We start from the raw sequence: 15,849 nt of genomic DNA on the forward strand, positions 1-15,849 counted from the left end.
GCTTTGCCGTACTAGGTTAAAATATAGCTATTTTACCACATTAAAAACCCAACGTTACACCAACAAATACATTGGTGCCGTCTTCGTTGTAGGTTGTGGTTGAACCCCATGCGGTTGCGGAATTGGTTACATAATCTTTGTCAAATAGATTATTAATGCGAGCCGTTACGCTGATATTCGGGGTGAATCGATAGGTTCCGCTTAAATTCACCAAACCATAACTGCTAATTGGATTGGTTTCCCCTGCGGTGCGATAATATTTGCCGACATATTGATATTCAGCACGTAGATCGATATTTTCCACACGATAGCCCACATAGGCAGTACCTTTGTGTTTCGGGCGGATGGTGAGTAATTTGCCGTGATTTGTCCCATCGCTAGCGTCTTTGGCTTGTTGATAATCGTAGCTAAAACCGAATAAATAATCATTGATCGCCCAGTCAGAAGTTAGGGTGACACCTTTGATTTTGGCTTTAGATAAATTATAGGGTGTCCAGCCTGTGATCAGATCTTTTACATTATTATAGTAGCCAGTTAAGCGAGTTACCTGGTAGTTATCTGCATATTCAACGAAAATTTCGCTGTTTTTACTGGTTTCAGGGTTTAGTTCAGGATTACCGCCGCTGCCCCACGCCATTGGGAAGTATAATTCATTAAAGGTTGGTGCACGATAAGCGGTGGCATAGCTTGCTCCTGCACGTAAATTTTCGCTAAGTGCGTAAGCTGCACCAAGGTTATAGGTGGTTTTGCCGCCGAATTGCGAATTATCGTCATAACGCACAAAGGCTTGAGCATCGAATTTATCTTGCACCAGTTGATAACCCACAAAACCGCTGGTGACATCACGCTTGGTTTTGGTGAAGGCAGTATCGCTTTGCACACGTTGCTTTAAATATTCTGTACCCGCAATGAATTCACCCACTGGTAATTGTTGATTGATTTGCAAACTGGCTTGTTGCTGTTTAGTGTTGAACGTGCCAGTATTCACGCCATCTTCATAGTTGCTTGATTTATCAATGGATTCACCATATTGCATACGCAGATTTGAACCTTCTGCATATTGCCAATCGCCAAAAATCTGTCCACTGCCATTGCGTTGTTTGGTAATCACATCACTTGCGGTGCTGAAAGCATTGTCGTATTCACTGGTTGAACGGTTATAAATCGCACTGCCACCAAGAGTGAAGTTATCGTTGAGTTTATGGCTAATGGCAAGGCTGCCATTTTTGCTATCATAACCATCTTTGTCGCGTTGGCTGTCAACATAAGGCGATGCTATCGCATTGAAGCCGTCATTTTTGTTGTGCGAGCCATTAAAGCTAATGCTGCTTTTATCGTCTTGATAGCCAGCCCCAGCCCCATAAGTAAAGTGACCATGTGAACCACCGCCCAAGGTAACATAACCGTGCGTGCCTTGTTTAACGGTTTTCTTGCTGAACACTTGAATCACGCCGCCCATTGCGTCGGCACCATATAATGCTGCCCCAGTCGCACCATACAAAATTTCAATGCGTTCAATTTGATCCGCCGGTAATAAATTTAATGCCGCTGTCCCCGTGGTTGCCGAGCTATAACGAATGCCGTCAATCAACACTAAAATTTGTGAACCGCTGTAACCACGCAAAAAGATGTTGGTTGCCTTGTCTGCACCGCCGCTACCATAAGAACTGACACCCGGTTGAATTTTAATCACATCAAGTGCGGTTTGCCCTTGATATAAGCTAAGATCTTGTTGTTTAATCACTCGCACTTGAGCCACCGTGTTGGTGATTTCGGTTGGATTTCGGCTTGCGGTCACCACAATAGGATCAAGGCTGTTAGCTTGTTGCTCCGCCACTGCTACCAACGGCAAGCTGGCTAAAAGTGTGGTGGTAATTAGGTTTTTGTTCATAGGTTCCTCTCAAATAAAAAATGTGACAAAGGACGTATTGGCTACGTCCTTGTCAATTAATAATAAGTAATTATACTACATTATACCGCGCGTACGCCGAGTAAATGACAAATCGCATAAGTCAGTTCCGAGCGGTTTAAAGTGTAAAAATGGAAATCTTTCACCCCTTCGTTGGATAACACTTTCACCATATCAATAGCAATACTCGCCGCTACGAGGTTGCGTGTGGTTTGATCGTCTTCGAGACCTTGATACATTTTCGGCATCCAACTCGGCACTTTCACGTTGGTGAGGGTCGCCATTTTTTGCAGCTGCTTGAAGTTGGTGACCGGCAGAATGCCCGGTACGATTTCCACATCAATTCCCACCGCCACACAACGATCACGGAAGCGCAAATAGCTGTCCACATCAAAAAAGAATTGCGTAATCGCACGGTTTGCGCCGGCGGCGACTTTTTCTTTTAAATGTAATAAATCGGATTGTGCCGATTTGGCTTCGGGGTGAACTTCCGGATATGCCGCCACTGAAATATCAAAATCCGCCACTTCTTTCAGCAATTTCACCAAATCCGAGGCATAGAACGGTTGTTTGGCATAACCGGGCGGCTCATCGCCACGCAAGGCAACGATATTGCGAATGCCACTGTCCCAATAATCTTGCGCAATCACACGCAGTTGATCAGGCGTTGCGTCAATCCCGGTCAAGTGCGGTGCTGCAATTAAGCCGGTGTCTTGTTGAATGCGTTTCACAATACCATGGGTGCGGTCACGTTCCCCCGAATTCGCGCCATAAGTCACTGAAACAAATTTCGGCTTTAGCGGGGCTAAACGATGGATTGAATCCCACAAAATAGTTTCCATTTTTTCATTTTTTGCCGGAAAAAATTCAAAGGAGACATTGATTTCACCATTTAAATTGGCGAGGGAATGATTTAAGTGATCAATTTCTTTGGCGTAGCTCATAGGGTGTTCCTTTTATATTTTATTTTAGCCGTCTAGATGGTTAAACTCTATCTGCTTTCCTGTATAAAAGCAATATCACAATTTTCATAATATCTATGAATTTTGTTAATGGAGGGGGATTGGTGTTTAAGTCATTTTCATTATAATGAAAATTATCCCGAAATCGTCCTTGATTTCCATTATACTGAAAATTTCTCTAACCCCCGACAGCGGTTTCACCGCAATCGGTTACGCATAGATGAGCGGTTTTACCGCTCTGACAGCCTCAACGGAGGCTGATTCAGCCGTAGGCTGCTTAACCGATTGCGACCGCAGGTCGCTGTCGGAATCAAAGTGCGGTCAAATCGTGGTTTATTTCCTTCCAATCACCATAATCAACAAACCAAACTTGCACCAGCATCGGATCTGGCATCATTGTGAAACGAAATTAAAAACGTAGGATTACGGCAATAAATTGCCTAATCGTACCTACGCTTGAAATTTTAATTGAACGTGTAGGAGCAGCAGAAAACCTAACCGCACTTTTATTTGACAAACCTTAGTCCCAAACCTATGCTTTGAACAATTTTAATCGAATTTATCAATGGAAAGCCAGCTTATGTCACACGCTCAAACCGCACTTGCACAAACGCTACTCGAACAAGCCCTTGCCCAACGTATTCTGATTTTAGACGGGGCGATGGGGACGATGATCCAACAATATAAACTGACAGAAGCTGATTTTCGTGGTGAGCGGTTTAAACAAAGTTCAATTGATTTGCGTGGCAACAACGATTTATTGACCTTAACTCAGCCGTTAGTGATTAAACGTATTCATGAGCAATATCTCGAAGCCGGAGCGGATATTATTGAAACCAATACGTTTAGTTCCACCACCATTGCGCAAGCCGATTATGATCTGGAAGCGATTGCTTATGAGCTGAATTTTGCCGGAGCAAAACTGGCACGGCTGGTAGCGGATCAGTATAGCACGCCGGATAAACCGCGCTTTGTTGCCGGCGTGCTGGGGCCAACCAACCGCACCGCTTCCATTTCGCCTGATGTCAACGATCCCGGCTTTCGCAATGTCACCTTTATGCAATTAGTGGAAGCCTATGCGCAAGCCACTCGAGGCTTGGTCAACGGTGGGGCAGATCTGATTATGATCGAAACTATTTTTGATACGCTGAATGCCAAAGCGGCAGTGTTTGCCATTGAAAGCGTGTTTGATGAATTAGGCGTAAAACTGCCGATCATGATTTCAGGCACGATTACCGATGCCTCTGGGCGAACGCTGTCGGGACAAACGACGGAAGCCTTTTATAACTCACTTCGTCATGCAAAACCGCTGAGTTTTGGCTTGAACTGTGCTTTAGGCCCGAAAGAGTTGCGTCAATATGTGGAGCAGATGTCAAAAATCAGCGAATGCTATGTTTCCGCTCACCCTAACGCCGGTTTGCCAAATGCTTTCGGTGGCTACGATCTTGGGGCAGAGGAGATGGCGGCACAGCTCAAAGAGTGGGCGGTAAGCGGCTTTTTGAATATTGTCGGTGGCTGTTGCGGCACCACGCCTGAGCATATCAAAGCCTTTAGTGAAGTGATGAGTGGGATCAAACCACGCCCGTTGCCACAGTTGAAAACCGCGATGCGATTATCGGGCTTAGAGCCGCTCACCATTGATGAAAACAGTTTGTTTGTCAATGTGGGCGAACGCAATAATGTGACCGGTTCGGCAAAATTCAAACGATTGATTAAAGAAGATAAATTTAGTGAGGCGATTGAAATTGCGATTGATCAAGTAGAAAACGGCGCACAAGTGATTGATGTGAATATGGACGAAGCGTTGCTTGATTCACAAGCCTGCATGGCACGGTTTTTAAATATTATGGCGACCGAACCTGATGCGGCAAAAGTACCAGTGATGATTGACTCAAGCAAATGGGAAGTGATTGAAGCGGGGCTGCAATCTATTCAAGGCAAGGGCATTGTCAACTCCATTTCCCTTAAGGAGGGCGAAGAAAAATTTATCACCCAAGCCAAATTGGTGCGCCGTTATGGGGCGGCAGTGGTGGTGATGGCATTTGATGAAGTGGGGCAAGCGGATACCGAAGAACGCAAGGTGGAGATTTGTACCCGAGCTTATCGAATCTTAGTCGATCAACTGGATTTTCCGCCGGAAGATATTATTTTCGACCCCAATATTTTCGCCATCGGCACCGGCATTGAAGAACATAATAATTACGGTGTGGACTTTATTAATGCCACTGCACGGATTAAACAAACCCTGCCGTTCGCTAAAATTTCAGGTGGGGTGTCGAATGTGTCGTTCTCGTTACGTGGCAATAATTTTATGCGTGAAGCGATCCATGCGGTGTTTTTGTATCATGCGATTAAAGCTGGGATGGATATGGGGATCGTCAATGCTGGGCAGTTGGCGATCTATGATGATTTGGATTCCGAACTGCGTGATGTGGTGGAAGATGCGGTGCTCAATCGTCGTGCAGATTCCACCGATCGCCTGTTAGAAATTGCGGAAAAATACCGCAACCAAGGTGGCGAGCAAGAGGATACCAATGTTGCCGAATGGCGGACATGGGACGTGACCGAGCGGTTAAAACATGCTCTGGTTAAAGGTATTACCCATTTTATTATTGAAGATACCGAAGAAGCACGCCAACAATTCAGTTCCCCGTTGGAGGTGATTGAAGGGCCGCTGATGGCGGGTATGGACGTAGTCGGCGATCTGTTTGGCGACGGCAAAATGTTTCTGCCGCAAGTGGTGAAATCCGCGCGGGTGATGAAGCAATCCGTCGCCTATCTTGAGCCGTTTATCAACGCCACCAAGCAGAAAGGATCGTCAAGCGGCAAAGTGGTGATCGCCACGGTGAAAGGCGATGTACACGACATCGGCAAAAATATTGTGAGCGTGGTATTGCAATGTAATAACTTTGAAGTGATCGACTTAGGCGTGATGGTGCCGGCGGATAAAATCATCGAAACCGCACTTCGTGAAAAAGCAGATATTATCGGCTTGAGCGGCTTGATCACCCCGTCACTGGATGAAATGGAATATTTCTTAGGCGAACTCACTCGCTTGAAACTCAATATTCCGGTATTGATTGGCGGGGCAACCACCTCGAAAGAACACACCGCGATCAAGCTCTATCCCAAATATGCCCATGAAGTAATCTACACCACCAATGCCTCGCGTGCGGTGACGGTGTGTGCGGCATTGATGAACCCAGAAAGCAAGGCGGAATTGTGGCAACGCACCAAAAAAGAGTATGAAAAAATTCAGCACGCCTTTGCTAATCGCAAACCTGCTCGCAAACAGTTGAGCATTGAAGAAGCCAGAGCCAACCGTTTTGAGCCGTTTGCTGGCGAATGGGCGGATTACCAAGTGCCACAACCGAATCAAACCGGTATTGTGGAATATAAAAACGTGCCGATTGCCATACTGCGTCAATTTATCGACTGGTCACCGTTTTTCCGTTTATGGGGCTTGATGGGCGGCTATCCCGATGCCTTCGATTATCCAGAAGGCGGCGAAGAAGCACGTCGAGTGTGGAACGACGCACAACTGATGCTGGATGAATTTGAGCAAAACGGCAAACTTAAGCCAAGCGGCGTTATGGGCATTTTCCCAGCCTATCGCACCGGTGATGATATTGAAGTCTATCATGATGCTGACCGCACTTTAGTGGCAGGCAAAGCCTATCACCTACGCCAACAAGGGGAACGGGGCAAAAATAGCAAAAGTCCGTACAACCTTGCCTTAAGCGATTTTATTGCTGATCGTACCAGCGCACAGCAAGATTATTTAGGTATGTTTGCCGTTTGTGCCGGCGTAGAAGAACATGATCTGGTGGATGGCTTCAAAGCGGCAGGAGACGACTATAACGCTATCTTGCTACAAGCCATCGGCGATCGCCTAGCGGAAGCGATGGCAGAATATCTGCATTTTGAACTGCGCACTAAAGTGTGGGGCTATTCCGATGAAACTTTTGATAATCAAGGCTTAATTGCCGAAAACTACATCGGCACCCGCCCCGCCCCCGGCTACCCAAGCTGCCCGGAACACACCGAAAAACAACTGATTTGGGATCTACTCGAAGTAGAACAACGCATAGGTATGAAACTCACTGAAAGCTACGCCATGTGGCCCGCCGCTTCTGTTTGCGGCTGGTATTTCACCCACCCAGCGAGTGAGTATTTTACACTAGGTCGCATTGATGAAGATCAGGCGAAAGATTATGCTCAGCGTAAGGGGTGGAGTGAACGGGAAATGGTGAAGTGGTTAGGGGTAGCGATGAAGTGATACTAAATTCTTGACTGAAAAATTAAAAGAAGCATTGTTACCTACAAATTTTAAATTTACTTATATGAGTTGTAGAAGATCAAACTTAATCTGATAGATACAAATTTTTAAACAAGGGACTGCCAGATTAGGAAAAAATATTTCCTTCAGGAAAAGTATAATGTTAACTGTTGATAAAGTATACTTTTGGGATGGAGAGGATAATTTATTGAATAAAAAAAGTTTCGAGTCTTATGAAAGTTAAAAGTTCTGCAATTATCTATACAGGCTATGATTATCAGACTTTGCAGGGAGTAAAACTGCTTGCTGAATGGCTTCATAGTCCAACGAAGTATGTCAGGATGGTATTCGAAGCCGATACAGATGGCAATGAAACACCTGAAGGAATAGACGATATTGTCTGTGAGCGACCAGATGGAGTTAGAGATTATTGGCAAGTGAAATTCACGCCTTCCCCAGAGAAGGATGAAAACTGCCTTACTTGGGATTGGTTGTTGAAGATCTCAGGCAACACAGCTAGGTCTCGTTCTATTCTTAAAAAGCTCTATGATGCTATTAGTGCCGTGCCTGCTGAAAAGCTTGGAGATGTTATTCTTTTGACTAACAAGCGGCCAGATAGGTCAATAGAGTCCTGCCTACTCGGTTCAAAAGTAGACTTTAGTCAAATTCATAATGACTTACAGCTTGAGATTATTCACCAGCTAGGAAATAAAGAAGCTGCCATTTTTCTTTTTTCGAAATTGAGTATCCAACATAGTGATGGTGACTATCTTGCGATAAAACGTAGTGTTCGATCTGAGCTTCTAAAATTTTCCGACGATACAGGCGTCGAACGGCTTGTAGCAAGAGCTCGTGAATGGGCAATGTTTAAAGATAATCCACCAGAGCATGGTTGGATTTATCTTCATCATATTAGAGAAGTCTTATCACCCAAAAGACCAGAGTCTATACCTGAATTATTCTCTGTTCCTGATGACTACTGCCTCCCTAACTCAGACTTTCACAATGAATTACTTGCTAAAATTAATCGCTCCAATGGGGAAGTCATAACTTTAACGGGGAAGCCTGGTACTGGAAAAAGTACGTATCTATCTTTTTTATGCCAAGAACTGGAAGAGCAGGAGGTTCCGTTAATACGTCACCACTATTTCTTATCTTTGGGAGATACAACTGAAGATAGGCTAAGCCCAAGGATTGTTGCTGAATCTCTGTTACATCAAATCGATAGCTTTCATAAAGAATCAAATGCTAATACATCCCAACCAGAAAATTTGCGTGATGCTTTGTCAACCTGTGCAACTTACTACAAAGGTAAAGGAAAACCATTTGTCGTATTGATTGATGGACTGGATCATGTTTGGCGAGATAATGCTAAAAATAAAAATCCATTGGATGAAACATTCAGGCAATTGCTTCCTACAACAGACAACTTAGTTGTACTTGTCGGAACGCAACCAGTTGATGATGAATTGCTTCCTAACACACTGCTCACTTACTCTCCTAAGAATAAATGGCATTGGTTACCTGAGATGTCTGGAAATTCGATATACGAATTTTTAAAAATTCATATTGAATCTGGTCGATTGTTCTTAAACTGTCATGAAAATCAAATTGACGAAGAGATTCAGAACAGTGCTGGCGTTTTATTAGAAATAACAAATGGCTACCCTCTGCATATAATTTACTCATCTGAGTATCTTTCTCATCATGGATTAGCACTTTCTGCTTGGCAAATTGAAAAGCTTCCTCCGTGCTCCGATGGTAATATTACTACTTACTATTCTGAGCTTTGGCGTAACCTCAATTATAGACAAAAAGATGTTCTTCATCTATGCAGTGGCTTTCAGTTTGCATGGCCGAGACAAGCGATCGGTGTCGTTATAAGAGACAATCATGAATATGCACCGAGTGTAGATGCAGTTGCACATATGCTCTCTGAGGGAATTTGTGGCATAAGACCCTTCCACGAAAGCCTAGTAGTATTTGTTCGAAATCAGAAAGAACACCAGGAGCGAATAAATTCGTTGTTACCACCTGTATGTGAATGGCTTAGCTCTAGTGCTCCAACACATCTCAAAGATAATTGGCTTTGGTCTAGTTTGGCTCGAGGTGGTGATTCTTTCAAGTTGCGACAGGGGGTTACTCGAGATTGGGTGCTGGATAGGCTTATAATAGGAATGCCGGTTAGAGCATGTATTCGATTGCTATCTGAGGCTGAAACTTATGCTTTCCAGGAGCTAGACTATGCGGAGGCATATCGACATAGAGCTCTAAAAACTAGACTTATAAATGGTCCTGAATTTCAAACATGGGACTCCACTAACTTGAAGATGCTCTCGCTACTGATCGCTGATGAGCAGTCTCTAAACGAAATAATCTCAGGACAAAACGAGTATTCACCAACCAAGTTATCTATATTGGCAATTGCATTATGGTATAGAGGGGCGACGGCTCAAGCAGAGCTATTATCGCAGAAGGCCATTGATAGATATCGGGCTAAAACCAAACTCTTGTCTTCACGACACTCTCAAGATAATGAAGTTGAAGCAACTACATTGATAAAGGCTGGAGTATTAACTGATAGTCTTAATTTTGATGCAATTTTTGAAGAAGGAAAATTCTCTAATTGGCCTGATGAATATGTGGCTAGCTTTAGACGTGCATGTCGCATAAAAAAAGAATTTGACCTGCTCTTTAGGGCACGACAATGCTTATTCCCTGCTTCAAATCATATTGGTCAAATCGAACTTGATGTAATTAGATTAAGCATACTGGAAGGGGCTGGTATAACCTGTAGGCAAGAATATGGATCTTTTTCTTCGCAGCATCTATCTCAGTTTATAGATATTTTTTCGAAGAAAATCTTCACCAATATTAGGACTCATTACTTTCATGGTCAGTCTTCGAAAGCCTTCAAAGTTGACGTTGCGAGTAGCTACCATTGCTGGTTTTTTTCTTCACTTTGTATTAGGTTAAATGCAAAAGGTGATTATTCTTGGTTACCAGTAAGTGCAACTGCAGATAGAGTGAGTGTGTCAGCCCATTATGATTTAATCAATGAATTAGCAGATTTAGTCGCAAATGAACTTATCGCAGGAAATACACTGAACTTTGACGTAGTTTGTGCGATGTTTCCGCGTATTCCAATATTAGATGAGACCCAATGGGAAACACGGAGAGCCGAAATAGATTTAAAGCGTGCTTGGATTGAAATTGCAGCTGATTGTCACCTAATAACAACCAAATCTGAAATTTCGCGTGGTGAACTAAAGCATACTATTGAGGATGGTTTATTTAGAGTTGACTGGCTAAGGCTATGGTATAAGGACGCAGGTCTTAAGTTATTAGATGATGCCGCGGCCGAGCTACTTATTGAGCTTGAAGATAATCGACAATTAAATGAGTTAGAGCAAACAATTGAGCATTCTAATGCTTATCTTGAGCTAGCTAAAATCGCATTCCAACATGATAATTTAGCTCTTTTTAAAAAATATTTGAGAAAGACATGGGACTTTGTGCTTGGTTACGGATATCACAAAGACAGTACCATCTTTGATGTATTGAAAGCAGTAGAATACCTTTCTGAATCTGATCCAAGTTCTGCCTTGGTAATATTAGAACGAATATCACCGATAGTTTTTAATATATCCGAATTTACTGATGGGGATGAAACTAGGCATTCTAAACGTTCAATATCTTCATTATTAGCAAAATTAAATCCGCAAACAGCAGCTTCAGTTTATGAGCAGGAACTCAGTGATGGCGAATGGTATTATGCTGAAGAAACAATTTATAGGTTGCTTGAAAGGTGTAATTTTGCTTCACCAATTACAAAATGTTTATATCTTACAGGATTACACTCTAGCTGCTACCAAGTGCTCAGAAAAAAGATTGAGAAAGGAGAGCCTCATGCTATTTGCATTGCCGATGAAATAGAGAATCTTCTTGGTATTAATGTTCGAAATACGGTTGAAGAAAAGCAACCGTCGGTTAATGAACTTGATGAAACAATTTCGTTGCAGCCATCGGATTATCCCCCTGAAAAATTCGAAGAACTGATTGAAGCGCTCAAAGGAAAATATAGCACTCGTAAATTTTGGAAGGGCTGGTACAAATATTGGTGTACCCATGATAAAGAGCTTGAACTATTACAGCAGCTAATTCCAAAGATGTCGACGTTTATTGATCGTTTTGATGACAAGCGATACTTATTAGATCTTCTATTTTTCAGTGTTAAAAAATTAAATGGTAAAACGAAAGCCTTTGATATTTTGGTTGCAGCTCATAAGGCAATGAGCGGATGGTCTGATTGGTATGAGCGTTCAAAAAATAGCCTTAATCGGCTTACTATGGTTGCAGGACTGTACCCTAAAAAAATTGATGAATTTATAAGATTAACAACATCACAGTCGGATACTTGGGAAAATAAGTTTGGCAACTTAATTATTCCGAATGATAAGTTAGTTTTTTTGCTTTCTCATGGTGGCAGGAAAGATGAGGCACTTAAACTCATGTTGGAGATGGTAACGAGTTTGGAAGAAAGTGTCCGTAATCTTCCGCTTGCAAAACCAGTTTGGGATTGGCGTCAAAATAGTTCTCTCGAGGAGGCAATTCTCAAGACTTTAGTTTCGAGGCTAAAGCTACCTATACCTTCTATAAAATTGTGGGTAATAGAACAGCTTTCACGACTTTTAATAGTTCAGCATCCAAGAGTTGAAGAATTATTAAAGGAAGACTTAGCAAGTAGAAAGCAAGAGTCTGAAAGCGTAGAAGTATTGTGTGTATTTTTTATTGCGAAGTCTAAAGGATATGCCTGTCCAAATGACTTAGGACACTATATAAAAGCAAGGTCTACACTGTCAGACCTAATACTCACAGAGTTAGTTCCTACATCAAAAGATTTTGGGAAATACGTATATCCATCTACGTCCTTTGTCAGTTTGACACCTAACAATAATAGATTCGAGTATTATCAGGGTAACCATGTACCTCTTGTGTACTATTCTTTACTACAAGAAGAAGCTCAAAGAACCTGCTTGCCCTTTACAGCTCACTATCAAAATGAATGGAACAATACATTCGAGTATCAACCATCGGCAGCAACAACTATTGATTACTTTTTTAACGCCGATAGACAAAGATCGACTGGGCAATTCTATACACAAGCAAGTCATCGAGGTCGTTCTGCATATCTGAGAACAATAGATCTAGCCAAAGAATTTTACGGCATGCCGGATTCTTATGCGGAATATTTATCTATACCAGCACTACCCATCGAGCCTGCGTATACAGATCTTCAGCCTCAAAAACCTAAATGGTTACCCGCTTGGAATAGTCAGAATTCCCCAAATGAAGCTAATTTAATCAACTATGTTAAAGAAGGATTATCCAATTTTACACAAACAGATGACAGTAATGACCTTTTAGCATTTTCATTACCCATAAGAATTGACAGCAATAACTGGATTGATCTGACGGTTGTAAAGGTGAGTACTGGAATTGATCTTACGCCTGATATGCAGGTAACAGAGTGCTACGGTTGTTTTGCTGTTGGTAATCTTTTGGATAAGGGGCTGTTTTATAAATTTTATGATGGCCATATACCTGAAACTCCTACAATGGCTGGCACTTCGTATCCATCTATGAGGTATGGACATTGGCACTCCGATCTCACATCACGAGGGTTCTACATTCCCAAATGTACCATTGATGGTAAAAAAATGGTCGGTTCATCTTCCGATGGTTTGTTTAGTTACTCTATCGATGGTTCTCAAGTTGGTTTTTCATCGTTCTGGTATAACGATTGGCAACCTATTCATCCTATAGGAATTCGTTCATTTTGTGGCTCTTATACCGTAGTTAGTAAGGAAAGAATTGGGCAATGGCATGACTTAAGTGAAGTAGAGTGTAATAGCTGTTATTTATGTAAAGCCATTCTTCTTACTTCTGAAGATAGTTTTAGGGAATTTAATAAGCAAGAGATTGAGTTTTTTATTCGTTGATTTATATGATTTATTCCGCATTATAGGATAAAAAACTTATCAGCCTGATGTTGAATCTATACAACTATAATGCCCTGGTTGAAGATGATTGCAGTAATACAAGAAAGCATTTGTTAAAAGAAGGAATCTGGAAAATAATAGGGAATCAGGACATCACAAAAACAGAAGAAGATCCTACACTCCGACTACTAATTGGGTGCTTACCGCTGTATTATGCTTTAGTGTAATGGATTGTCAGGTTCTGAATGGTGCACTTACAATTATTAATAGTACGCTTTTTTCTTTTAATGACACATTCTCCGGGACAGTATTGAGTGCTTCAAATAAGTTTTCAATCCAAAATTCTCTAGCACAAGCAACGCCTTCGAATAATGCAACCAAGCTATTTAGAGATGCCAAGCCTACACTAGAAAAAGTATTAAGCTTAATTGTTTGTAGAAAAGACGATCAACTTAGATTTTATACCGACTCCAGTAGCGTTGGATTACCAACACCAATTTCACCATTTAGTTATATGAGTAAGCATAAATCCGGATGCTTAAATGTGCAGCGAGTTGATAGTATAAAGAAAAAAACAGCCAATGCATTTTCATTCAGAGCCTTATTTGTTTCACCGCAAAGTGAAGAGTCAAAATTCGGCAGTTATACTGCAATTAAACAACAAAATGGTAAATGGCTATTTAATTGGAGTGCTATTGATGCCCTGTAGATAAATGGCTTGAACCGTTAGAGATAAGTTGGGCTGACAAAGAAATTATTTGGGGTTATAATCATAAAAGCTTTCTAAATTCTTCCGCCTTTATGGATATAACCCATAAAAAACACCTACCCCTCCCGACACACCAACCAAGGCACTTTTGCTCCGTTAATATTTTTATAGTAAGTGGAGCGGTGTTCACGGGCGATTAGATCGATAGAGTATCCTTGAACGGAGTGGTATGAGCGGTACATGACTTCAAAACGTGAAGCGCGAGCATTGAGTGGGATGTTGGTAATATGATCAAAAGGTTCTGCTTTGCTACCGTCTAACTGAAAATAGATGCCGAAATTGTGTTTTAAACGGCTTTCTCGCCAAAGTGGAAAATAGGTCGATAAAAAGGATGTGCCGCCGGTTTCAAAGTTATTACATGAATAAAAGTAACGCTTGTAGTCGGCAAAATTGGAGGGTTAAGCTTGGCTGATGTTGTTTTTGGATAATCGGTCAGTACTTTTTTTGCTGGTGGACAGCACACTGATTAAATACAAAGATTTTGACAAATTCCCTTGCATAACCCTGCGTTTTTCTTTAAAATTTACGCCACTTTTTTGCCATATTCGGCAAAATTTTCAACTGCTCAGCTGCAAAATATTGCGTGAGCCTGCTTATAATAAATAGAGGAAGATGACTATTAAAGCTGTAAAACGAGTTCAGACGCAACGCCCAAATCGTATTAATGACGAGATTAAGGTGAAAGAAGTTCGCTTGATCGATGCTGAAGGCGAGCAGGCAGGAATTGTCGGTATTCAACAAGCGCTGGAAATGGCGGAAGCTGCCACTTTGGATTTGGTTGAAATCAGCCCGAATGCAGAGCCGCCGGTGTGCCGAATTATGAATTACGGCAAATTCCTCTACGAAAAGAGCAAAACGGCTAAAGAGCAGAAGAAAAAGCAAAAGGTTGTTCAGGTTAAGGAGATCAAATTCCGTCCTGGTACAGACGAAGGTGACTATCAGGTAAAACTACGCAGCCTGATTCGCTTTCTGGAAGATGGGGATAAAACCAAGATCACAATCCGTTTTCGCGGACGTGAGATGGCCCATCAGCAAATCGGTGCCGATGTGCTGGAACGTGTTAAAAACGATCTGGCTGACATCGCCGTGGTGGAGTCCGCTCCGTCAAAACTGGAAGGCCGTCAAATGGTGATGGTACTTGCGCCGAAGAAGAAGTAATCAGCGCCAACAAGTAATGAAAGTGCGGTTGGTGCAAGCCAAGCGCTTTTTATTCGCCTGATTACATTGATTAATAATACAATGCGGAGTTAATCCAATTATGCCAAAAATTAAAACAGTACGCGGTGCTGCGAAGCGTTTCAAAAAAACAGCTTCCGGCGGTTTTAAGCGTAAACAATCTCACTTGCGTCATATTTTGACCAAGAAATCGACTAAACGTAAACGTCATTTACGCCACAAATCTATGGTAGCGAAAGCTGACCAAGTATTAGTGGTAGCCTGCTTGCCGTACGCGTAGTTTATTTCATTCCAGTTAAAATAGATCAAAGGAGATCCCTATGGCCCGTGTAAAACGTGGTGTTGTTGCCAGAGCTCGTCATAAGAAAGTTCTTAAGGCTGCTAAAGGTTATTATGGTGCGCGTTCACGCGTGTATCGCGTTGCTTTCCAAGCGGTTATCAAAGCAGGTCAATATGCTTACCGTGACCGTCGTCAACGCAAACGTCAATTCCGTCAATTGTGGATCGCGCGTATCAACGCAGCGGCCCGTCAAAACGGTTTGTCGTACAGCCGTTTCATCAACGGTTTGAAAAAGGCGTCTGTTGAAATCGATCGTAAGATCCTTGCCGACATCGCTGTATTCGATAAAGTGGCATTTGCTGCTTTGGTTGAAAAAGCCAAATCTGCTTTAGCTTAATTTAAGCGATTGCAAAAAGAGGAAAAGGGAGCACAAGCTCCCTTTTTCAGTTTAATCGGCATAGTAGACAAAATG

The 15,849-nt window shown here is 42.2% G+C and carries 8 protein-coding genes and 1 pseudogene; 6 read left to right on the forward strand and 3 right to left on the reverse strand.

Annotation, left to right across the window (positions count from 1 at the left end):
• Window positions 1-40 precede the first annotated feature (40 nt).
• Window positions 41-1,891 carry a TonB-dependent receptor domain-containing protein gene (locus FHQ23_RS10190; RefSeq protein WP_139614233.1) on the reverse strand — a complete coding sequence of 617 codons (1,851 nt, stop codon included), beginning with the start codon at window positions 1,889-1,891 and terminating at the stop codon, window positions 41-43.
• A gap of 80 nt (window positions 1,892-1,971) precedes the next feature.
• Window positions 1,972-2,853 carry a methylenetetrahydrofolate reductase gene (metF, locus tag FHQ23_RS10195; RefSeq protein WP_139614234.1) on the reverse strand — a complete coding sequence of 294 codons (882 nt, stop codon included), beginning with the start codon at window positions 2,851-2,853 and terminating at the stop codon, window positions 1,972-1,974.
• A 598-nt stretch (window positions 2,854-3,451) separates the two neighbouring features.
• On the opposite strand from metF, the gene metH reads away from it, so the two are divergent.
• The 3 genes from metH (at window position 3,452) to FHQ23_RS10210 (ending at window position 13,861) form a co-directional block, all read left to right on the forward strand.
• Window positions 3,452-7,150, forward strand: coding sequence for a methionine synthase (gene metH / locus FHQ23_RS10200; RefSeq protein ID WP_139614235.1), 3,699 nt, complete (start codon window positions 3,452-3,454; stop codon window positions 7,148-7,150).
• A 233-nt stretch (window positions 7,151-7,383) separates the two neighbouring features.
• Window positions 7,384-13,152 (forward strand): P-loop domain-containing protein, encoded by a 5,769-nt coding sequence (locus tag FHQ23_RS10205; protein WP_139614236.1) that lies wholly within the window; start codon window positions 7,384-7,386, stop codon window positions 13,150-13,152.
• A 226-nt stretch (window positions 13,153-13,378) separates the two neighbouring features.
• On the forward strand, window positions 13,379-13,861 hold the full coding sequence (locus FHQ23_RS10210; RefSeq protein WP_139614237.1) for a hypothetical protein: 483 nt from the start codon (window positions 13,379-13,381) through the stop codon (window positions 13,859-13,861).
• A 116-nt stretch (window positions 13,862-13,977) separates the two neighbouring features.
• Here FHQ23_RS10210 and FHQ23_RS12620 read toward each other — a convergent pair.
• A pseudogene (locus FHQ23_RS12620) lies at window positions 13,978-14,421 on the reverse strand (hypothetical protein).
• A 112-nt stretch (window positions 14,422-14,533) separates the two neighbouring features.
• Here FHQ23_RS12620 and infC point away from each other — a divergent pair.
• The 3 genes from infC (at window position 14,534) to rplT (ending at window position 15,774) form a co-directional block, all read left to right on the forward strand.
• Window positions 14,534-15,079, forward strand: a complete 546-nt coding sequence (gene infC / locus FHQ23_RS10220; protein ID WP_255296791.1) for a translation initiation factor IF-3 — start codon at window positions 14,534-14,536, stop codon at window positions 15,077-15,079.
• A gap of 100 nt (window positions 15,080-15,179) precedes the next feature.
• Window positions 15,180-15,377: a 50S ribosomal protein L35 gene (gene rpmI, locus FHQ23_RS10225; RefSeq protein ID WP_034613912.1), complete on the forward strand. Its 198-nt coding sequence runs from the start codon at window positions 15,180-15,182 to the stop codon at window positions 15,375-15,377.
• 40 nt (window positions 15,378-15,417) lie between these two features.
• On the forward strand, window positions 15,418-15,774 hold the full coding sequence (gene rplT, locus FHQ23_RS10230) for a 50S ribosomal protein L20 (protein ID WP_034613910.1): 357 nt from the start codon (window positions 15,418-15,420) through the stop codon (window positions 15,772-15,774).
• Window positions 15,775-15,849: the final 75 nt, after the last annotated feature.

It is taken from the genome of Testudinibacter crocodili, from assembly GCF_006228025.1.
Taxonomy (GTDB): Bacteria; Pseudomonadota; Gammaproteobacteria; order Enterobacterales; family Pasteurellaceae; genus Chelonobacter.